The 20,380-nt window shown below is 42.7% G+C and carries 20 protein-coding genes and 2 pseudogenes; 19 read left to right on the forward strand and 3 right to left on the reverse strand.

Annotation, left to right across the window (positions count from 1 at the left end; genetic code table 11):
* Positions 1-53: 53 nt before the first annotated feature.
* The 3 genes from QY97_RS16590 (at position 54) to QY97_RS16600 (ending at position 2,847) form a co-directional block, all read left to right on the forward strand.
* Complete coding sequence (locus tag QY97_RS16590) at positions 54-1,460, forward strand: sensor histidine kinase (protein WP_232506363.1); 1,407 nt, start codon at positions 54-56, stop codon at positions 1,458-1,460.
* The gene (locus QY97_RS16595; protein ID WP_039233641.1) at positions 1,457-2,131 is read left to right on the forward strand and encodes a response regulator transcription factor; all 675 of its coding nucleotides are present in this window, start codon (positions 1,457-1,459) and stop codon (positions 2,129-2,131) included. Before QY97_RS16590 ends, QY97_RS16595 begins: the two co-directional genes overlap by 4 nt.
* A gap of 89 nt (positions 2,132-2,220) precedes the next feature.
* Positions 2,221-2,847, forward strand: a complete 627-nt coding sequence (locus QY97_RS16600; protein WP_039233643.1) for a YdhK family protein — start codon at positions 2,221-2,223, stop codon at positions 2,845-2,847.
* 143 nt (positions 2,848-2,990) lie between these two features.
* On the opposite strand, the gene QY97_RS16605 is transcribed toward QY97_RS16600, so the two are convergent.
* Positions 2,991-4,031, reverse strand: a complete 1,041-nt coding sequence (locus QY97_RS16605) for an NAD(P)-dependent alcohol dehydrogenase (RefSeq protein ID WP_039233636.1) — start codon at positions 4,029-4,031, stop codon at positions 2,991-2,993.
* A 285-nt stretch (positions 4,032-4,316) separates the two neighbouring features.
* Between QY97_RS16605 and QY97_RS16610 the strand changes: the two are divergent.
* The 3 genes and pseudogenes from QY97_RS16610 to QY97_RS16620 all read left to right on the forward strand — a co-directional run bounded on the left by QY97_RS16610 (position 4,317) and on the right by QY97_RS16620 (position 6,468).
* Positions 4,317-4,735: pseudogene (locus QY97_RS16610) on the forward strand (MerR family transcriptional regulator).
* A gap of 343 nt (positions 4,736-5,078) precedes the next feature.
* Positions 5,079-5,483, forward strand: a complete 405-nt coding sequence (locus tag QY97_RS16615; protein WP_039233635.1) for an SDR family NAD(P)-dependent oxidoreductase — start codon at positions 5,079-5,081, stop codon at positions 5,481-5,483.
* A 217-nt stretch (positions 5,484-5,700) separates the two neighbouring features.
* The gene (locus QY97_RS16620) at positions 5,701-6,468 is read left to right on the forward strand and encodes a GntR family transcriptional regulator (protein ID WP_039233634.1); all 768 of its coding nucleotides are present in this window, start codon (positions 5,701-5,703) and stop codon (positions 6,466-6,468) included.
* 42 nt (positions 6,469-6,510) lie between these two features.
* On the opposite strand, the gene QY97_RS16625 is transcribed toward QY97_RS16620, so the two are convergent.
* The gene (locus QY97_RS16625; RefSeq protein ID WP_039233630.1) at positions 6,511-8,157 is read right to left on the reverse strand and encodes an SLC13 family permease; all 1,647 of its coding nucleotides are present in this window, start codon (positions 8,155-8,157) and stop codon (positions 6,511-6,513) included.
* Between the two features lie 444 nt (positions 8,158-8,601).
* Between QY97_RS16625 and ttdA the strand changes: the two genes are divergently transcribed.
* The 6 genes and pseudogenes from ttdA (at position 8,602) to QY97_RS21185 (ending at position 14,528) form a co-directional block, all read left to right on the forward strand.
* Entirely contained in the window at positions 8,602-9,513 is a 912-nt protein-coding gene (gene ttdA / locus QY97_RS16630; protein ID WP_039233628.1) for a L(+)-tartrate dehydratase subunit alpha, read from the forward strand.
* Positions 9,510-10,121: a L(+)-tartrate dehydratase subunit beta gene (ttdB, locus tag QY97_RS16635; RefSeq protein ID WP_039233626.1), complete on the forward strand. Its 612-nt coding sequence runs from the start codon at positions 9,510-9,512 to the stop codon at positions 10,119-10,121. Before ttdA ends, ttdB begins: the two co-directional genes overlap by 4 nt.
* Positions 10,122-10,140: 19 nt before the next feature.
* The gene (locus QY97_RS16640) at positions 10,141-10,938 is read left to right on the forward strand and encodes a fumarylacetoacetate hydrolase family protein (protein ID WP_039233624.1); all 798 of its coding nucleotides are present in this window, start codon (positions 10,141-10,143) and stop codon (positions 10,936-10,938) included.
* A 546-nt stretch (positions 10,939-11,484) separates the two neighbouring features.
* Entirely contained in the window at positions 11,485-11,685 is a 201-nt protein-coding gene (locus tag QY97_RS16645) for a hypothetical protein (RefSeq protein WP_039233621.1), read from the forward strand.
* Between the two features lie 312 nt (positions 11,686-11,997).
* Positions 11,998-13,344, forward strand: a complete 1,347-nt coding sequence (locus QY97_RS16650; protein WP_039233619.1) for an MATE family efflux transporter — start codon at positions 11,998-12,000, stop codon at positions 13,342-13,344.
* A gap of 215 nt (positions 13,345-13,559) precedes the next feature.
* A pseudogene (locus QY97_RS21185) lies at positions 13,560-14,528 on the forward strand (NAD(P)-dependent alcohol dehydrogenase).
* Positions 14,529-14,720: 192 nt separating this feature from the next.
* Here QY97_RS21185 and QY97_RS16660 read toward each other — a convergent pair.
* Positions 14,721-15,995 carry an MFS transporter gene (locus QY97_RS16660; protein WP_039233617.1) on the reverse strand — a complete coding sequence of 425 codons (1,275 nt, stop codon included), beginning with the start codon at positions 15,993-15,995 and terminating at the stop codon, positions 14,721-14,723.
* Positions 15,996-16,379: 384 nt separating this feature from the next.
* Here QY97_RS16660 and QY97_RS16665 point away from each other — a divergent pair, with 384 nt between their 5' ends.
* The 7 genes from QY97_RS16665 to QY97_RS16685 form a co-directional block, all read left to right on the forward strand.
* Positions 16,380-16,796, forward strand: a complete 417-nt coding sequence (locus QY97_RS16665) for a LysR family transcriptional regulator (RefSeq protein ID WP_039233615.1) — start codon at positions 16,380-16,382, stop codon at positions 16,794-16,796.
* A 15-nt stretch (positions 16,797-16,811) separates the two neighbouring features.
* The gene (locus tag QY97_RS16670) at positions 16,812-17,285 is read left to right on the forward strand and encodes a LysR family transcriptional regulator substrate-binding protein (RefSeq protein ID WP_083965901.1); all 474 of its coding nucleotides are present in this window, start codon (positions 16,812-16,814) and stop codon (positions 17,283-17,285) included.
* Positions 17,286-17,455: 170 nt separating this feature from the next.
* Complete coding sequence (locus QY97_RS20565; RefSeq protein WP_156994600.1) at positions 17,456-17,623, forward strand: hypothetical protein; 168 nt, start codon at positions 17,456-17,458, stop codon at positions 17,621-17,623.
* Between the two features lie 274 nt (positions 17,624-17,897).
* Positions 17,898-18,041, forward strand: a complete 144-nt coding sequence (locus tag QY97_RS20320) for a hypothetical protein (protein ID WP_232506364.1) — start codon at positions 17,898-17,900, stop codon at positions 18,039-18,041.
* A gap of 207 nt (positions 18,042-18,248) precedes the next feature.
* Complete coding sequence (locus QY97_RS16675; RefSeq protein ID WP_039233611.1) at positions 18,249-18,584, forward strand: ArsR/SmtB family transcription factor; 336 nt, start codon at positions 18,249-18,251, stop codon at positions 18,582-18,584.
* Positions 18,585-18,640: 56 nt separating this feature from the next.
* Entirely contained in the window at positions 18,641-19,597 is a 957-nt protein-coding gene (locus tag QY97_RS16680; RefSeq protein ID WP_039233609.1) for a cation diffusion facilitator family transporter, read from the forward strand.
* Between the two features lie 445 nt (positions 19,598-20,042).
* The coding region (locus QY97_RS16685) for an SDR family NAD(P)-dependent oxidoreductase (protein ID WP_039233607.1) at positions 20,043-20,380 on the forward strand (338 nt) is incomplete at its 3' end.

Consider the following 20,380-nt stretch of genomic DNA (forward strand, 5'->3'; position numbering starts at 1 on the left):
TAATTTAACATATGTGTTTTTTTATTACAAATAAAAAAACCGCCCGCACACTCATGACTGAAGTCACGAGTGTGCGGGCGGAGGTCATCAACAAAATAACCTTAAAGCTAGGTCTTTGGTTTTTCTTTGTGATGCTGATGGTTGAAGTGTGCTTGTTCTTTTTTTTACATACGAATATGGTGAAGGACAGAGTGGAAGAAGAGTTAACGGCCCTGCAGGCAAGGGGCAACAGTCACAGGGATGTTCTTGAGGATGTATATCATGAAGACACGCTTCGCCATATTGCCGTCATGGAACAAAATGCGGACACGGAAGTGATTATCACGGACCAGGAGAAGAATATGATCATTTCCTCTTCTAAGTTAGATAAGGGAGAACAGGCCATCTTATCTAAGAATATAAATACGGTTCCTCGTAACGGGAAAGTGCTGGAGCAAGAGTGGAGGAGTGAAAAGTATATTTCCACGGTCAGCCCCTATACGGCAGGTGAGCAGCAAGGATATGTGTTTATGTTTAAGAGTACGAGCCAGGTGCAGGATCTGGTCTCCAGGTTAACCCGTCATTTTCTCGTTGCCGGAGTGCTGACCGCTGCTCTTTTACTGTTAACGATTCTTTTTCTTACTAAATCGGTCACCACCCCTCTGATCCGGATGAAGAAGGCGACGGAGAAGCTAAGCAAGGGAGACTTTTCTGTGGATCTGCCTGACATGGGAGAAGATGAACTAGGGGAGTTAGCACGCTCCATCACGGTTCTTGCCCGGGATTTAAAGCATCTTAAAGAGGAAAGAAGTGAATTTTTATCGAGCATTTCTCATGAACTGAGAACGCCGCTTACCTACATCAAAGGGTATGCCGATGTGGCCAGGCGGAAAAATATTGAAGGTTCAGAGAGAGACCGTTATCTCGACATTATTTATGAGGAGTCTGAGAAATTAACAGATATGGTGAAAGACTTATTTGATTTAGCCAAAATGGATCAAAACACGTTTGTGATTCACCGGGAAAAAGTGCAGCTGTGTGCCTATTTGCGGGGGATCTGCGAAAAGATGCGGCCGGCTTTTAAAGAAAAGGGGATAGAGCTTGAAGCAGATTGTCAGGAAGAGATTCATGTCATGATCGATCCGCTGCGGTTTGAACAAGTGTTTCTGAATTTGTTGGATAACGCGATTAAATACTCGGATCCTTCTGCGAAAGTGACACTCTCTGTTAAAAGAGAAAAGGGGGAAGTGTTGATTGAGGTCAAGGATGAAGGGCGTGGAATTCCGGAAGAACATCTGCCCTTTATATTCGAGCGGTTTTACAGAGTGGATAAATCCCGCTCCAGAGACTTAGGGGGAACGGGCCTCGGATTATCGATTGCGAAGGAACTCGTAGAAGCGAACAAAGGCCGTATAGAAGTGAAAAGTGAAGCAGGCAAAGGAAGTACATTTTTAATTTGGATCGAGGAGGTGGCCGAATGAAAACAATCCTGCTTGTAGATGATGAAGAGAGAATGCTGGATTTGTTACATATTTACCTATCGCCAAGCTATCAATGTGTCCAAGCAAATTCGGGCATAGAAGCGATTTCGTATGTACAAAATCACTACGTCGATTTAATTCTGTTAGATATTATGATGCCTGAGCTGGATGGGTGGGGCACCTGCAAAAGAATCAGGGAATTTTCGGATGTGCCTATTATTATGCTAACAGCCAGGGATGAGACAGAGGATGTAGTGAAAGGCTTGAGAACCGGTGCGGATGACTATGTAACGAAGCCCTTCAATGAAACGGAGCTGCTGGCAAGAATAGAGGCAGTACTTAGAAGAGCGGAAGGCAAAAGCAGGGAAAGGCTGGAGTTTAAGGGACTCTTGTGGGACGGAGCTGCTCATGAACTGTTCTACGAAGGACAGCCGATCCCGGTTACCCCAAAAGAATTCTCATTAATAGGCCTCCTGCTGGAGAATCCGAACACCGTTTTTTCACGAGCGCATTTAATCGACGTGGTTTGGGGAAACCATGCCTTTACGGAGGACAGAACGGTGGATTCTCATATCCGCAACATCCGCGATAAATTGAGAAAGGCGGGCTTCCCGGCAGACACGCATTTGGCGACTGTTTGGGGAGTCGGGTACAAATGGGTGACAGGATAAATGTTTTGCTGTCATCCTGAGTGTCATCCATCATTTCTGCACATTTATTTGGTAAGGTGATGTTGACATAGTGAAGGAGGTTTTGGATGATGAAAAACAAAAAATTCTTATCATGGGCTTTCACACTTATCACGGCACTTGTTTTATCGGCTTGTGGAGGCACGGATGACACAGAGCCGGCTAGTGAGGAGAAGGCGGAAACAAATGAAAGCACAGAAAACCAGCACACAGAAACAGATACGAATAAGAAAGAAGAGAATTCAGACTCACACGGGCACATGAATCATTCAAGCTCAGGTGAAGTACCAGAAGGGTTGGCAACGGCAGAGAATCCAACGTATCCCGTTGGCAGTGAAGCGGTGATGAACGCGGATCATATGCCGGGAATGGACGGGGCAGTGGCTACCATTGACGGTGCGTTTGATACAACGGTCTATTCTGTGACCTACACGCCGACGACGGGCGGTGAACAGGTAGAGGATCATAAGTGGGTCATTCATGAAGAGCTGGAAAACGCAGGGGACGAGCCGCTCCAACCGGGAGATGAAGTCGTCTTAAAGGCCGATCACATGGAAGGAATGAATGGAGCGGAGGCTGTCATTGACTCGGCGGAACAAACGACGGTGTACATGGTCAGCTATACAGACACCAAAACGGGTGATGAAGTGACCAATCATAAATGGGTAACGGAAGGTGAACTGTCACCGGCTGAATAAAGGTAAGTGTAAAAGTAAATCCCAGCTTCTCATCGATGTTCGCGAGGAGCTGGGATTTTTCATGCGGGAAGTTTATTGTTATGCATTTGTGTTTGGCTGGCGCAAAATCTTCAAGTCCTTGTTTCGTTCTTAAACGTATCATCTCAGATGGTGCTTGTGTCGATGACGAATCGATACTTCACATCAGAAGCTAGGACACGTTCGTAGGCTTCATCAATTTGGTCAGCCGAAATCACTTCAATCATCGGAGCAAGGTTATGTTCTGCGCAGAAATCCAGCATCTCTTGAGTCTCGCGGATGCCCCCAATCAGTGAGCCGGCAAATGAGCGGCGGTGACCGATGAGGGAGAACACATTGACCGCCAATGGTTCTGCCGGAGCACCGACGTTGACTAAAGCGCCATCCAGAGTGAGCAGTCCTAAATAAGCATCCAAGTCAATCTTTGCGCTTACCGTATTAATAATTAAATCAAAGGATCCGGCCAGCTTCTCGAACGTTTCTAGATCACTGGTTGCATAGTAGTGGCTTGCGCCCAGCTGCAGGCCATCTTCCTTTTTATTTAATGTTCGTGACAGAACAGTGACCTCAGCACCCATCGCATGTGCAATTTGAACCGCCATATGACCAAGACCGCCCATGCCAATGACCGCTACTTTCTTGCCAGGGCCAGCTCCCCAGTGGTTTAGCGGCGAATATGTCGTAATGCCTGCGCAAAGCAGTGGGGCTGCAGCATCAAGCTCAATGCTGTCAGGAATGCTAAGTACGAAATTTTCCTGTACGACAATGTGGGTAGAATAGCCGCCTTGAGTAGGCTCGCCGTATTTGTCCACACCAGCGTAGGTTTGAATATTTCCTTCGAGGCAGTATTGCTCTTCTCCTTTACGGCAGTTCTCACATTCCCCGCAGGAGTCTACCATACATCCGACCCCTACACGGTCACCAACCTTGTATTTTGTCACATGAGGACCAACAGCTGTCACAATCCCCGCAATCTCGTGCCCTGGTACGAGTGGATAGTCCACGGGACCCCATTCACCATAAGCCGTATGGATGTCGGAATGGCAGATGCCTGCGTATTTAATTTCAATCAGAACGTCATGTGAATCAAGATCACGGCGCTTAATTTCAGCTTCCCGGAATGGTTTGTCTGGACCGTCGACAGCCCGTGCTTTAGCAATGACCATAAAAAAACCTCCATATAAATAATATTTTCTGAGAAAAGGCGCTTGTCCGGATAGAAAGGAAGGAACCAGGTTTAAACTTCTCTGTCATTCATTTCTATCCCTGCTTTTTCCTCTCACAAAACTATGCTAATCCTTATAGTTAACTCTAGGTCAAGCGATTAGCTTATGTTTCTTTGAAGATCCTTGTCTATGAGGTGACTTTGACAGCCAGCGAATGCCGTGATAAAATCCCCTCACGCCATAGAGTTCACTCGAAGTCTATACTATAAGAATAGGAGTTACATAATGAAGACATATTCGATCAGCGAAGCGGCAAAAGAATTACACCTCACCGTCTATACCTTGCGTTACTATGACAAGGAGGGGCTCATGCCTTTTGTAGAACGGACATCGAGCGGAGCACGGTTGTTTAAAGAATCCGATATTAACGCTTTAAAGGTTATCGAATGTTTAAAAGCTACGGGGATGCCTATTAAAGAGATTAAAAGCTTTATTGACTGGTGTTCCGAGGGGGATTCCACTCTGCAGCAAAGATAAGACATGTTCATGGAACGAAAGGCGACGGTAGAAGCACAGATGGAAGAACTTAAAAAACAATGGAAGTCATCGAGCATAAATGCTTGTATTACAAGACCGCCTTAGAGGCAGGAACAGAAGAGATTCATAAACAGGACAAGATCGAGATCCCCACTGTGAATGAATAGAACACCAGCTGTATTTCATAAACGTGCGTATGAAATACAGCTGGTGTTTGTTTGTGTCATTTCTTTATATGAAAATTTCTCCTTGTTTTATAGCTGACTCTAGTCCTTATACTGACTCCCATAGGATAAGAAGCGCCGCAGAGCGGGAATCAAACTTATTGTGAGAGGAGGCGGAGGTCTTAGTTAAAGAGCTTAGTAACTATTTTACTGAGAAATTGCATGTTTGTTCCTAAATACCAACTTTCTCAATAAATAAGCAGGTCAACAAACTGCCTTAAAAGTAACTAATGAAAGAGGAGGTATCCACCCCTCCGGTCAGTAGCCGAGAAAGGGAGGTTTTCAAATGTCAAAGGATATAAAAGTGGCGCTCGTCACCGGCGGCAATCGAGGACTTGGTTATGAGCTGGCTAAGCAATTGGCTTTGCATGGTGTTAAGGTCATTTTATCCAGTCGTAGTCCAGAGGTGGGGCGTAAAGCCGTTCAAAAGCTTAAAGAGTTAAATCTAGATATTTCGTATATAGAGATGGATGTCACCGACCAAGAAAGCATTCAGCAGGCTGCGATGACCGTTAATGAGCGGCACGGAAAATTAGACGTACTGATTAATAATGCCGGTGTGTATTTGGATAAGAATGAAAAGTTATTGTCTATGGATCCTTGTGTTCTAGAGGAGACAATGGCAACGATCGGACCCGAAGGACCCCATGGAGGGTTCTTCAGGGATGGAGAACAAATCGATTGGCAGTGATACAGTATGAGCACATGATTCATTGTTTAAGGTGGTTTGTGAAACCGCCCTTTGTGGTTGTTATGGTTTAAAGCTGTTAAAGAAATATATTTAAATCAGCTTATCGCTTCTTTGTTTTTCTTATTTGACAGCGATTCCTTCATTATGCAAACTAAAGAGGAAATGTCAAAGGCTATTACTGCGTAAAAAATATGAATTAGTTGGAATAGGTGGTCAAATGTCAAACAATGCGGAAATAGAGGCCGGAAAAATATTATCGTTGAATGAAACTGATCTACAAAAAAATATACTGTCTTTCATTGATCAGTTGGAAGGGTTGGATGATTATCGTCTGCCGCAACGTGCGTATCATATCATTCGACTGGCAGTACGCGACTTAATTCTTCCTCCAGGAAAAACCATTCTAGAGAGGGAAATGGCGGAACTGTTGGACATGAGCAGAACACCCATCCGAGAGGCGCTCGTTCGTCTAGAGACAGAAGGAGTGGTTCAATTGGTTCCGAGACGGGGCTTTATTGTAGAACCAATTGAAAAAGAAGATTTAAAAGAAATATATGAAATCTCCGAGATAATGGAAGGGTTTGCGGTTGCTAAGGCTGCTAAAAAGATAGAAGAAAGAGAACTAGAACAACTTGAGTCTTTGATTGATCAACAGGAAGAAGCGATTGAACAAACTGATTTAAGAAAATGGTCCATATTAGATGATCGATTTCACCACTTAATTATTGAGTTTGCGGAAAACAAACGTCTAAATGCGGTTATTGATATTCACGCTGACCAGTTATATCGTGCACGTCTTTATACAATTAATCAACGACCATTGCCTCTGCAATCCATTATTGAGCATAAAGCAATAGTTGCATGTGTGAAAGCAAGAGATGGAAATGCTGCACGCATGGTTATGCAATCTCACCGCAAACGCGCGCGTGGTGAAATTTTGAAAGCCCTTGAAGCGATGGAGCAGCCTCAAGGTTCTAACCAATAAAAAGAGCCCTCATTCCCAAAAGGTGAATGGGGCTTTAACTATTTACATTAACCCTCCAAAGATAACCGGAACGAAAAGGTAGACAATAATAATGGAGAAAATAACTCCTCCTAAATTAAGCCATACTCCTGTCCTCGCCATAGAAGCCATCTTTATATAGCCCGAAGCGAAGACAATGGCATTTGGCGGTGCGGCAACGGGGAACATAAACGCAAACGTGGCACCCATGCATGCCGCCACCATAAGAATAATCGGGTCAAGCCCTAGTGCGGTTGCGCCTGCAGCGACAATCGGATAGACCATGGTTGCTGTTGCTGTATTAGAGGTGAACTCTGTAAGCATCGTAATCACCCCGACGATTAAAGCAATCGTTACCCAAAGAGGAACATCTGTAAAATTAACAAGTTGTCCGCCAATCCAATGGTCTAATCCAGAGCTCGAGATCCCTGCCGCAACAGCTAAGCCGCCGCCAAAGAGCCATAAAATACCCCATGGAAGCTTTTGGACCGTATCCCATCCTAAAATATTTCCCTCTTTATTTTTAGCAGGAATGATAAATAGAAGGAATGCTCCAAGCAAAGCAATCGTTGTATCATCAATGCCCGGAATCAATTTCTCCAGTAAAAAACTTCGTGTCGTCCAGCTTAATGCGATGAATAAAAAGACTGATAGGACGACTTTCTCCTCAAAGCTCATCCGGCCAAGCTCTTGTTGTTCTTGTTTAATAATAGCGCGTCCGCCGGGAATATTTTTTGCTTTCATAGGATAAGCAACCTTTACTAGATAGAGCCAAACCAGAGGGAGAAGGATAACAACAAGCGGTACGCCAAATAACATCCATTGAGCAAAGGAAATTTGCACATCATACAGCTTACTTACTGTAGCGGCTAGGATGGTATTAGCAGGAGCACCAATTAACGTGCCAAACCCTCCAATAGTGGCGGCATAAGCAGTTCCCAGCATTAAAGCGGTTCCAAAAGGAAAGTTTCCAGGTGTTGTGTCCACGGATGTTCCATTTCGATTTAAGGAATCGGCTACGTGTTTTGTTACAGCTATCGCCATAGGTACCATCATCATAGTGGTAGCGGTATTTGAAATCCACATAGATAAAAAGCCGGTAGCTGTCATAAACCCAAGAATAATCATACTTGGATTCGTTCCAATAAAAGCAATAATGCCAAGAGCAATTCTTCGATGAAGATTCCACTTTTCCATTGATAGCGCTATCATAAAACTTCCAACGAAAAGAAAGATAAGTGGATCACCGTATGAAGCTGAAACTTCTCCAGTCTCCATAATTCCTAACAGCGGAAACAAGACCAAAGGCAATAAAGAGGTGAGTGGAATGGGAATAGCTTCTGTGACCCACCAGGAAGCTACCCATGCCACGAGGGCCAAGACAGTAGCCGCTTCCTGTGTCATCCCTTGAGGGGAGACAAACATACTGATGAACAAGAAAAGAATGGGCCCCATAATTAAACCGATCAGTTGTGTTTTGGAATAGCTGCTAGGTATTTTTTGCTTGGGCTTATGCGGTTTTTGAATCGATTCATTATCGAAGGAAGGGTCAGGTTTTCGAGCTGCTGAGCCACTCGCTGCTGGCTGCATCCTAAGTATTGTCCTTGTCCATTCTCTAGCTTGCTGATCCCACGACCACATCTGATTCCAAAAAGCTTTTAATGTTGTCATCAAAGATCTCCTTTCACTTTTTTAATTTTCAGAATAATTATCAATCAATAATGCCGATGCCTCAGAGAATCTCTTTAAGGTTATGAATCTATTAAAAAATCAGAAATTAACAAGGAACCGGCTTGATGATTCAAATATTACTTTAACTAATACATTAAAGTCAATTTATTTTTAAAAAAACATAAAAATATCTATTTTTAATTAAAAAATTGACAATAACGTATACATTATTTTATATTGGATATAGAAATAATTTTCTGAAAGCACAGCGAGAGGTGTTGGGAAGGAGAGATGTGAATGGGTGAATCAAATACATTCATTCTTAGAAGAGGAAAAGAATAATCAGGATAAATGGGGTTTTCTTAACAGCTGCAGATTAACTATTCTGCTAACGATTTTCCAATCCATACACGCAAAATAAATAAACCATAAAGGAGACTTATTATGAATGTAACCCTGGATAAAATACAACAAAAAGAAAAGATGACGGATTTAATGTCAAAGTTTATATCGCTTGTTAGTTATAAGCTTCCTGATGATGTGGAAGGCAAATTGAAGGAGCTAAGTGAAGAAGAGGATAACCGTCTTGCTAAGACGATCTATAAAACTATGTTCGAGAATCAGAAGCTGGCTTATGAGTTAAAGAGACCTTCATGTCAGGATACAGGTGTTCTCCAATTTTTTGTGAAGTGCGGGCAGAACTTCCCTTTAATCGGGCAACTGGACAGTATTTTAAAAGACAGTGTATATACGTCCACTCAACAAACGCCATTGCGTCATAATTCTGTAGAAACATTTGATGAATACAATACAGGAAAGAACATCGGTGACGGTGCGCCAAGTATCTTCTGGGAGATTGAAGAAGATAGTGATAAGGTAGAAATTTATACTTATATGGCAGGCGGAGGTTGTACTCTTCCTGGAGTTGCCACAGTTCTAATGCCGGGTGAAGGCTATGAAGGGGTGGTAAAGTTTGTACTTGATCGGATGACTAGTTATGGAATTAACGCTTGTCCTCCGCTTCTTGTAGGTGTAGGCGTCGGTACCTCTGTAGAAACAGCAGCCATGAACTCCAAAAAAGCGCTTATGAGACCTGTTGGAAGTCGTAACGAAAATGAAAATGCAGCTAAGATGGAAAAACTCCTTGAGGATGGAATTAACGCCATTGGTCTGGGACCTCAAGGACTTAAGGGATCTAAATCCGTCATGGGTGTAAATGTGGTCAATACAGCAAGGCATCCTTCTACAATTGGAGTGGCCGTTAACACAGGCTGCTGGTCCCATAGACGAGGGAAAATTACATTTGACCGTAATTTAAACTATGAAATCAATACTCATGAGGGGGTAACACTATGACCAAGAAGGTATTAACGACACCTATAAAAGATGAGGATCTCAAGGATATACACACCGGGGACATTATCTACCTAACCGGTACGCTGGTTACCTGCAGGGATGTTGCTCATAGAAGACTCATAGAAGAAAAGATCCCATTGCCTGTAGATCTTAAGGGTAAGGCTATTTTTCACGCGGGTCCCATTGTCAGAGACCTTGGCAATGAAGAGTATGAAATTGTGTCTATCGGTCCGACAACCAGCATGAGAATGGAAAAGTTTGAAAAGGAGTTTATTGAAGAAACAGGTGTGAAACTCATCGTTGGGAAAGGCGGAATGGGGAAGAACACCGAAGAAGGATGCAGGACTCATAAGGCACTGCATGTGGTCTTTCCAGCAGGGAATGCTGTCTATGCTGCGACAAGCGTGAAAGAAATCAAAGAAGTACACTGGAAAGACCTTGGGATGCCTGAGTCTCTTTGGGTATGTGAAGTGAATGAATTCGGCCCCCTTATTGTGTCTATTGATGCAGAAGGAAATAACATTTTTGAAGAAAATAAGGTGGAGTTCAATAGAAAGAAGGAAGAGCAGTACAAATGGATCAGTGAGCAGGTAAGGTTCATCAAGTAAGCTATGGAGTTGATTGATTATGCAAGTGCTGCAAAAAACACAAACCATCGTTCGCTATCAGCAGCAAAACGGAAAGGTGTATTACGGGACGGTTGAAGATGATGAAATTATACAAATGTCTAGCAGCTTTTCCGATATCGCAAACGATAGACTAGCATTTGATGGAACAAGAATGAAATATAGCGATGTGAAAATTCTAGAGCCAGTAGTACCTTCAAAAATTATAAACTTCGGCTGGACCTATGCTGGGCATGCAGAGGAAACGGGAGGGCAGGCTAACCTGAAAGAACCATTTTTATTTTTGAAACCAGCTTCTTCTGTCATTCCTCATCTAGAGGAGATCATTCTCCCTTCAAATGATTTAACCAGGCAGGTCGAAATGGAGGGAGAGGTAGCACTTGTGATTGGGAAGCGCGGCAGAAACATAAAGGAAGAAGAGGCGCTCGATTATATTTTTGGCTGTACGATCTTTAACGATGTAACGGCAAGAGACCTGACAAAACATGATCCTCAGTTTACACGAGGAAAGGGGTTTGACACCTTTGGCCCCTTAGGACCGTGTATCGTGAGAGGGATAGATCCGACTAATTTGCAAATCACTACGACACTAAATGGCAAAGTGGTGCAGGAGGGGAACACGAACCAGATGTCTCTTTCCATTCCTTTTCTCATCAGTTGGATTTCACAGGTGATGACGTTAGAGCCGGGGGATGTTCTAGCTACTGGTTCACCATCCGGAAGCTGCCCGATGGAATCAGGAGATGTGGTAGCGGTTGAAGTAGAGCAAATCGGCAAGCTTTGTAACTACGTAAAGTAGGAAATCATGCACCAACTATAGATATAATAAGTAGGTTCAGGAAAGGCTGCAGGTGATTTTTTCATCCCTGCAGCTTTTTTATTTGCTGTTGAAATATAGAGGTCGATGGTTAGGTTATTTATCATTCGATCGTAAAAATTACAAGTCAGGAAGAAGTAAATAGGGTGGGACGATATTTAGAAGGGAGCGGAAGGTTATATATCCCTTGCCAAAGAGCTTGGCATAAATAGAAGCCGCCTTCACCTTAGGATGAGAAACTACGAAGACTATAAGGAAAAGCTTTTTCAACGTCCTATACAAATTATTCTATACAATATAAACTACTAGGTATACTCAACTATTTGAAAAAACTGATTGCCTTCTATATATAGGGGAAGGTCTTCGGTCGTGCCCGTTTAGATGCAGAGCTAAAAGGGCTGGTCCAAATGATTTCCGATGACATGAAGGCGGGTTATGGTTATTGCCATATTCGTGATAAGCTAGCGAATCGCTACTACATAGCAAGCTACAAGAAAGTGCTACTATGGGGAGCAGGTGGGGAGAGATATGGCTGATAGTAATGAAAAGAAGCCTAAATTAGAAAACTATCTAGTATATGGAATGGTTTTTGGCTTATTTGTTGGATCGATATTCAGTACGATTGGGTTCATGTTAGAGATTGTATTTATTCAAGTTGCGGGAGCTGGCATAGGATTTTTATTAGGAGTGGTGATAGGTGTCTTACTTTATTTCATTAAAGTTAGGTAAGCGTAAAGTCAGCACTGTGTGAACAATCGTTCTTAAATGATAGGGTGCTTCAGTTGAATAAGGCTATATGGAAAAATAGAACTTCTGTATAATTGGAAGTTCTATTTTTCTACTAGCATTCAATTTTAACAAAACCAGTTTATTAAGTAATTTGTACGGAAACTTTTATTAAGTATTCCTCTTAACCTGTAACTGATAATTCGTGAAGCAGTATATCCTCGTAAAAGAAATCTTTTATATTTAAAAATTCATAAGTCATCCGGAAATGACTTTCATCATTAACGATCATTTTGAATAATAGGAGAAGAAAATATGTCAGAAACACATCAATCACTAATGAAGCTGCCTTTACACAAAGTTTTCCTTAAATATTTTATCCCTGCTACACTGGGCTTGCTGCTTATGTCTGTGAATATCTTGATTGATGGTCTATTTGTAGGGAATGGGGTGGGAGCAGAAGCGCTTGCTGCGGTAAACCTTGCTTATCCAGTTATTTCGTTAATTATGGCGATTTCTCTGTGGATCGGGGTTGGCGGAGCAACGGTATACTCCATTTTGAGTGGAGGGAATCAACCTAAAAAAGCAAGCGGCATCTTTTCCATGTCTGTCGCTGCTACATTTTTGATTAGTCTGCTAGTAGGCATACTGAGCATACCTAACATTGAAATCATCGCGCAATGGCTGGGGGCAAATGCTGATACTTTCTCTTACGTGATTGATTACTTACTCATCATGCTGTTATTCAGCTGGACTCTCGCATTATTACAAGTAATCAGTACGTTTGTCAGAAATGACGGCAGTCCCTTGCTGTCTATGGTAGCTCTTGGAGTCACTTCGGTTGTGAATATTATTTTAAATTATTTTACTATCTTCGTCTGGGGCCTTGGAGTAAAAGGAGCAGCTATTTCTACAATAGTTGGCGGAGCTGCTGGACTGCTGGTTTTATCCCTGCATTTCTTTAACCGACATGCACAATTAAGAAACATGTCGTTTCAGTGGTCCTGGAAATTTCTTATGAGCATTTTTTCTATTGGTTTTCCAAGCTTTCTGGCAGAAGCCGGCTTTTTAATATTCGTAACGGGGTATAATCTATCGATTGTTGAGCTGGCAGGAACCGCGGGCGTCGCTGCCTTCTCAGTAATCAATTATCTGCACGGCTTTATGTTTCTGGCTTTCTTCGGAATTGAAATGGCCCTTCAGCCGATGATTAGCTATTTTCATGGTGCCAAGGAAACAGAACGAATCAAGGGGAGTGTAAGGATCGGTGAGAAGACTTCCTTAGCTCTCGGAATATTATTACTTGGGGTCGGCTGGGGAACTGCTCCGTTTCTGGTCAGTTTATTCGGAATAGAATCTGCCGAAATTCAACAATTGGCTGTGGAGGGAATTCGCCTGTTCTTTATTGCCTATATATTCCTGGGCTATAACTTTGTATATATGAGCTATTACCAGTCTGTTGGCCAGGTCGGACCATCGGTCATGATTATTCTATGTAGAAGCTTTGTTTTCTTTTTAATCCTTCTCTGGGTTTTGCCCAAGTTTATGGGCATTACCGGCATTTGGCTGTCCTTGCCGATTTCCGAGTTTTTGGTAACCATCTTTCTCTTCTTTTTCTCAAGAAAACAGGTGTTAGGGCAGAGGCAGCCTGACGTTATGTAATCATCATTCGTAAAAGTACATGTTTATGATTTATTAAGCTATTAAGATTGTGAAAAGGTGATCGTAAGTTAACGAGGCAGTTAAGTTAAAAGATTTCCCGCTAAATTATTTTAGATTTTTTCGGTGAATCGGTCATTTAGTGTGTTGTATTCAATATAAATAGGTGGATAAAGAAGGGATAGGATTTCAATTCGAAGGAATTCGGAGGAAAATGAATGAAAGCCATCGTGTATCACAAATACGGTTCACCCGATGTTCTTAATTTGGCAGAAGTAGATAAACCTATTCCTGAAGACAATCAGGTACTGGTAAAGGTTCATGCCGCCTCCTTAAATTATGGCAACCTGGTGCTTCTGAAGGGAGAGCCTTTCCTCGCGCGTTTCGCCTTTGGCCTTCTAAAACTGAAGTACTCTATACCTGGAGGTGACATTGCCGGCCGGGTAGAAGCAGTTGGGAAAGAGGTTACACAGTTTCAGCCAGGTCAAAGTGTATTTGGAGACCTGTCTGGCTGCGGCTGGGGTGGTTTGGCTGAATATGTCTCTGTTCCTGAGAAGGCACTGGCATTAAAACCAGAAAACCTCACATTCGAGGAAGCGGCTGCGGTGCCTATGGCGGCAGTTACCGCCTTGTAAGGCCTGAGAGATAAAGGCAAGATTCAGGCTGGACAGAAGGTATTGATTAATGGCGCCTCTGGCGGTGTTGGAACGTTCGCTGTACAGATTGTCAAATCTTTCGGAGCGGACGTAACTGGTGTCTGCAGTACGAGAAATATAGACATCCTGCGATCTATTGGCACCGATCATGTCATTGATTATACGAAAGAGGATTTTACCGCTAACGGAAAGAAGTACGACTTGATTCTCGCGGTTAACGGGCACTATCCGATGACGGCTTATAAGCGGGCCTTAAAGACGGATGGAACCTTTATTCACGTCGGAGGTTCGGGTGCACAACTGTTTCAAACGATGACCTTAGGAACTTGGTTCTCACTCACTGGAAGGCAAAAAATGTCCAGCTTATTACAAAGACAGAACTAGAGAGATTTAATTTATATGAAAGACCTCCTTGAAGCCGGAAAGATCAAACCGGTCATGGATAAAGTGTTTAAAATGAGTGAAATGGAAGAGGCTTTCAAGTATTTTGAACAAGGACACGCTCAAGGAAAAGTTGTTATTACCATGTGAAAACCTTTCAATCATACCAATTAGCGGATATAAACATTTAAGGAAATTCAAATAAAAAAGCGGCAGCCTAGGACTTTAATGCCTTGTCCATAGCTGCCGCTTTTTCTAATTCTGACATTCAGGTCTATTCCTACCTCTAGTAACGCATCGTACCGGGATACAAGATTTCATGTAAAAGAGAGTTGCATATTATTAGGAAGAGGCTGTGTGGTTATCTATCCGTTGATCTGGTTCCATCTTTTGCCGCGTGAGCTTATCAGGAATAAGGTACGAAATAATGCTTGCGCTTATTAATGTGAAGGCCGCTAAGCCGAATGAAAAAACATGTGTGCCAAAGACTTCATAGCCCCAGCCGCCAAGAAAGGAAGAGATGGCTCCTCCTATTTGGTGGCCAAGGTAAGCCCAGCCGTAGAGCACACCGAGCAGCTTTACGCCGAAAAGATTTCCTAAAATAGCGGAGGACATCGCTATACTTCCAGACCACACTAATCCGCCTAGTGCGGCCACTAAATAAAGCTGCCACGTGTTCTGTGAAAATACGAGGCCTAGAAAACCCAAACCGCGTATGAAATAAATGAAAAACAGCAGCTTGCGTTGATCAAAGCGATCAGCGATGGAAGCTAAAACGAGTGTGCTGAATATGGCAACAAGCCCAATAAGTCCAACGCCAAACGAAGCGGCAGCAGGTGCAAAATGATGATCTATTAACATCGGAACTGCATGGGAGCCTAGTAAGTTCATACTGAACCCGCAAGCGAATAACCCCGCAACAATTTGCCAATACGCTTTTGAGCGAACAGCCTCCCGCCAAGTGAGCGTTTGTGTGACTGCACGAGCAGAGGGCTTGGCGCTTGAAGAACCCTCTTTTGAATCAGCACCTTCTGGAACCTCTTCCTTAAAAACGAGAAGAGCAGCAGGAACGATTAAAATGACAAAAATGATCGCGAAAATGAGCAAGGTGCTTCGCCAACCACTGGACTCAATCATAAAAGTAGCCAACGGATTAAAAATAGCAATACCAGCCATTGAGCCGGTGGAGAGAAAAAACAATGCCCGGCCTCTTTGACGAACAAACCAGCGGCTAATAATCGGAGTTACGGCGACAGGGCTGGTGAATGCAAGACCGAACGACAGAAACACGCCGTACGTAAAGAAGAAAATCCAGACATTGTTTGTTAACACCGTTCCCAACACCGATAGCTCTATGATGACAAGTCCCAGCAGAAGAACAAATTTTGTACTGTATTTTCCGCATAAGTAACCCGCGATAGGCATGCCAACCCCATACATGATCATACTCACAGAAATGATCGTTGAGATAAATGTTCGTGTGACATGAAAATCTTCCATCATCGGTAATACAAACGGTCCTATCCCCAGCCGGAGCCCTACCGTTAACATTGTAATGATCATGCTGACAATAACAATATACCAACCAAAATAAATGCCTTGCCGTTTTTGAATCATGGATTGTACCTTCTTTCTATGACACTATTCATTTAGCAATCAGATAATTCTGAATTAAAGAAGTGATCGTGTGGGATTATGTCGTCACATACGAACTGCTGCTAAAATGGCTGCCCTTGTTCAAATTAAATCCATTCCTTCGGTCCAGGTACAGAGGGACCCAGCCTGTTCAAAAACGGTAACCGTTTTCATTTAATTAACCGCACCCATAACACCCAGCAGCTGCATACAACAGACATAAAAGAATGCATAACAGTCGAAATTCACCTTCTTTTCCCTTTCTATATTAGATTATAATACTGTGTAATTGATAAGAAAAAGATATTTGTGTTATTGCACCTATAAGTATGGCTTATATTAAGAGATAAGGTGGTTATGGAATCTATGGAGCTTAGACAGTTAGTTTACTTTGTTGAAGTGGCAAGGCTAAATAATTTTACAAAAGCAGCGGAGCGGCTAAGAATAGCTCAACCCGCGCTTTCTCAGCAGATAAGAAATTTGGAGCAGGAACTCGGCGTTAAACTCTTTCATCGGACAGGAAGAGGGGTGACTCTAACTGAGGCTGGGGAGCAATTCTTGATGGGTGCTGAAAAGACCCTGACAGAGGCACAAATGGCGAAGGATTCTGTTAAGGGGTTGATCAACTCGCCGCACGGCAAAATTGTGGTAGGTGCGTTGGAGTCCATGGTACAAACGAGGCTGCCGAGCTTGCTGGTCGTATTCAGTAAGAAGTATCCTGGCATAAAAGTGTTTATAAGGGAGAATACAACTGAGCCATTGTTGGAGGCTCTTAAAAAGTGAGAATTAGATCTTGCTCTGGCTCATACGAAAGATCACTACTTATCAAATACAGACCTAGTTCCACTAAAGGGGCTTTGTTCAAAGCCTCTATATGAAGATGAACTAGTGCTGGCCGTCTCCAAAGGGCATCCGCTGGTGAAGCGGCAAACGGTTTCTGTCAAAGAGCTTCAGGAAGAATCCTTCGTCTCTTTTAAGGAGGGATCAGGCGCCCGTGATCAACTGCTTGCAACGTGCCATAAAGAAGGGTTCGAGCCGCTCATTGCCTACGAGTGTGCCTCTCCACGGACACTCGTAGCGGAAGGGTTAGGTGTTTCCGTCCTCCCGCGTTTAATGGCAGAGTCGCCGGGACCGCCAGTATCCATTTTGCCCTTGGATCCGCCGCTGTCCCGCTGGGTTTCTGTGTTTTATGTTGAAGGACGGTACCTCTCGCCGTGCGCTAAGGTTTTCTTGCGTTTTGTGGAAAGCTACCTTACTGCTGAAAGCGAATAAAGAAGGCAGTTAGCGGGAGGGGTCCTGCGTATACCTTCTCACACCAGGGAACTTTGGAGTATTAAGCCGGTTCATTGAAGAAGAAATAAATACAGACACCTCCTTATGATTAGCCCTCGCATAAGAAAACGACGGGCAACAGATAATAATTGAAAAGGAGGGTGAACAGAATGCCGCAAGAGAAAAACAATGTACATGGAAAAACTTCAGACGTACTAAAGGGTGAGATGGACAGAGAATCAGTAGAGGACCATTTAAATAGTGATAACGCATTTAGTGATAAAGGGTTAAACAATGCGCGCTTGACTCGCGAAGCTATGAAGAAAGGAAATCAATAAAATAAGGAGACGGTCAGCTTTTATTTGGCTGGCTTTTTTATGCCTTGACACCTTGTTAGCGGGATAAGGAATACGAAAAGGACCTTACAAGGATAAGGTCCTTTTCGTTTGCCCAAAAATCGCTAATTATGAAGGCATCGCTCTTAAACTATAAGGCAGATCCTCCTATCAATAAAAGATGCCGATATTGTCGAAAAATGTTCTTGTAAGGAAACGGTTACCGATGATAAGGTCTCATATAACTAATCATTATGACAGGGGAGAGGGCTTAGGGATGGAAGTTGGCATGGAGGTTGTTTACGACTCTAAGATCTACACTATTGTTCATATTTACAATAGTGGGTATTGCGAGATCAAAGAAAAGAATAAGCATACGATTTTATTGGTGAAGCTGTCGGAGCTGAGTATCCGAGAGTAAACGTGTTTCTTTTATAGTAAAAGAATTCAAACTTCACAAAGGAGGCTGCTGATGGGCAGTCTTTTTGTCTTTCGGTGACAGTATACCGCTGACTAGTTGTTTCGATTGACAATTTTTGATGGATTCACATATTATTATATATGAGCATATGTTCATATAAAGGTGTGTATTTCATTTGATCAAACCATTAGTGGGGTGTGTGGAAAAATGAATGAAAACTTAGAAAAAGAAGAAGATCGCTCTGAGGAAGAGCACTATTTAGATGAAGAGACATTATTTATCGTTTCGCAAACGTTTAAAGCGTTGAGTGATCCAACGAGAATACGCATTTTAAATCTGCTTTGTTCAGACGAACATTCCGTCAATGACATTGCAGAAAGATTGGATCTAAATCAATCCACTGTATCACACCAATTACGCTTTTTAAAACAATTGCGGCTAGTTAAATATAGAAGAGAAGGGACCACCTTCTATTATTCAAACGATGATGATCATATTATAAACTTGTTGAAACAAGCCATTGATCATGCGTCCCATCACTAAGCACCGTCTTTACATGTTATGTATACATTTCAATGAGATTCTAAGGGGGAATCGAAATGGCTCATGATCACAGTCATAGTCATACTCATGGGGCAAATAAAAAGGTCTTGCTGATTTCGTTTATTATTATTACGAGTTATATGGTGATTGAAGCGATCGGGGGCTTTTTAACGAATAGTTTGGCTCTTTTATCGGATGCCGGGCACATGCTGAGTGACTCTATTTCATTAGCAATTGCGCTGGTCGCTTTCAAACTTGCTGAAAAAGCAGCCAGTCACAGTAAAACATTTGGCTATAAACGGTTTGAGATTCTGGCGGCTGTCATCAATGGCGTTACGTTAATCCTTATTGCGCTTTATATTTTTTATGAAGCGATTGAGCGGTTCGCAAACCCGCCGGAAGTGGCCACCACAGGCATGCTTGTGATTAGCTCTGTCGGCTTGGCGGTAAATATTGTAGTGGCATGGGTTATGATGCGCGGTGGAGATACTGAAGAGAACTTAAATATGCGCGGAGCTTTCCTGCACGTGCTTAGTGATATGCTTGGCTCAGTCGGTGCCATTGTGGCTGCTTTGCTGATTATGTTTTTCGGCTGGGGATGGGCGGATCCGTTAGCTAGTGTGATTGTTGCGATCCTTGTTTTAAGAAGCGGGTACTATGTGACAAAGGCCGCTACTCATGTATTAATGGAAGGAACTCCGCAAAATGTGGATGTCGATGATGTCATACACACACTCAAAAACACAAAAGGAATTCAGGATATTCACGATTTGCACGTCTGGTCCATTACAAGCGGACTGAATGCCCTTTCTTGCCATGCCATTGTTGACGATGAATTGACCATCGCAGAAAGCGAAGGCATTTTACGCGAGATTGAGCATGACTTGGAACATAAAGGAATTACGCACGTGACGATCCAAATGGAAACGATGGCGCATAAACATGATGATTCCATCCTGTGCAACGCGAAAAATGAACCGTCACATGGTCATCACCATCACCACCATCATTAATTAATTGGAACGAATACGAACGAGAGCCTTCGTTTCATAAGAGATAAGAAACAAAAGACATAATGAGAGACAATAACTGGAGAGACCAAGGGTTTAAGAAGCGTCATTTTGATGGTGCTTCTTTTTTTTGCGAAGAATTTGTAAAAAGTGTTGCTGGTTTCCCTGCTGAACTAAAGCGGCAGTGTAGTTGAGGGTTGGCTACATGGACGATAGATAAAACTTGTTCCTCCGTCATTTTCACCAATCACGAGAAAGAAGACGAGGTTGTGGGGGCATTGAACCTCATAAACCTGTCTGTCAATGAATTCACATAAACGGAAAAGAAATAAAAACCCTATTTAAGGTGATTAGACAAGCATAAATTTTGCAAGATTTAGTTAAAGGGCTTACAATAACCTTGAATTAAGATATCTCAGTTTAAAAATAAAAAGAAGAGGTGGCAATTATGGGAAGACTGTCTAATAAAGTGGCTGTCATTACAGGCGGAGCCGGTGGTATCGGTAAAGTGACAGCAGAAAGGTTTCTAAAAGAAGGTGCCAAGGTTGTTTTAATTGATTTGTTCCAGGAGTCTTTAGATAAAGCAAAAGCAGAGTTAGATCAATACGGAGAAGTGATTGTCGTTCAAGCGGATGTTTCAAAAGAATCAGACGTTCAGAATTATGTGAATAAAGCTGTTGAGCATTTTGGAAGAATTGATGACCTCCGCCCGCACACTCGTGACTTCAGTCATGAGTGTGCGGGCGGTTTTTTTATTTGTAATAAAAAAACACATATGTTAAATTA

It is taken from the genome of Bacillus thermotolerans (assembly GCF_000812025.2).
GTDB lineage: Bacteria > Bacillota > Bacilli > Bacillales > Domibacillaceae > Quasibacillus > Quasibacillus thermotolerans.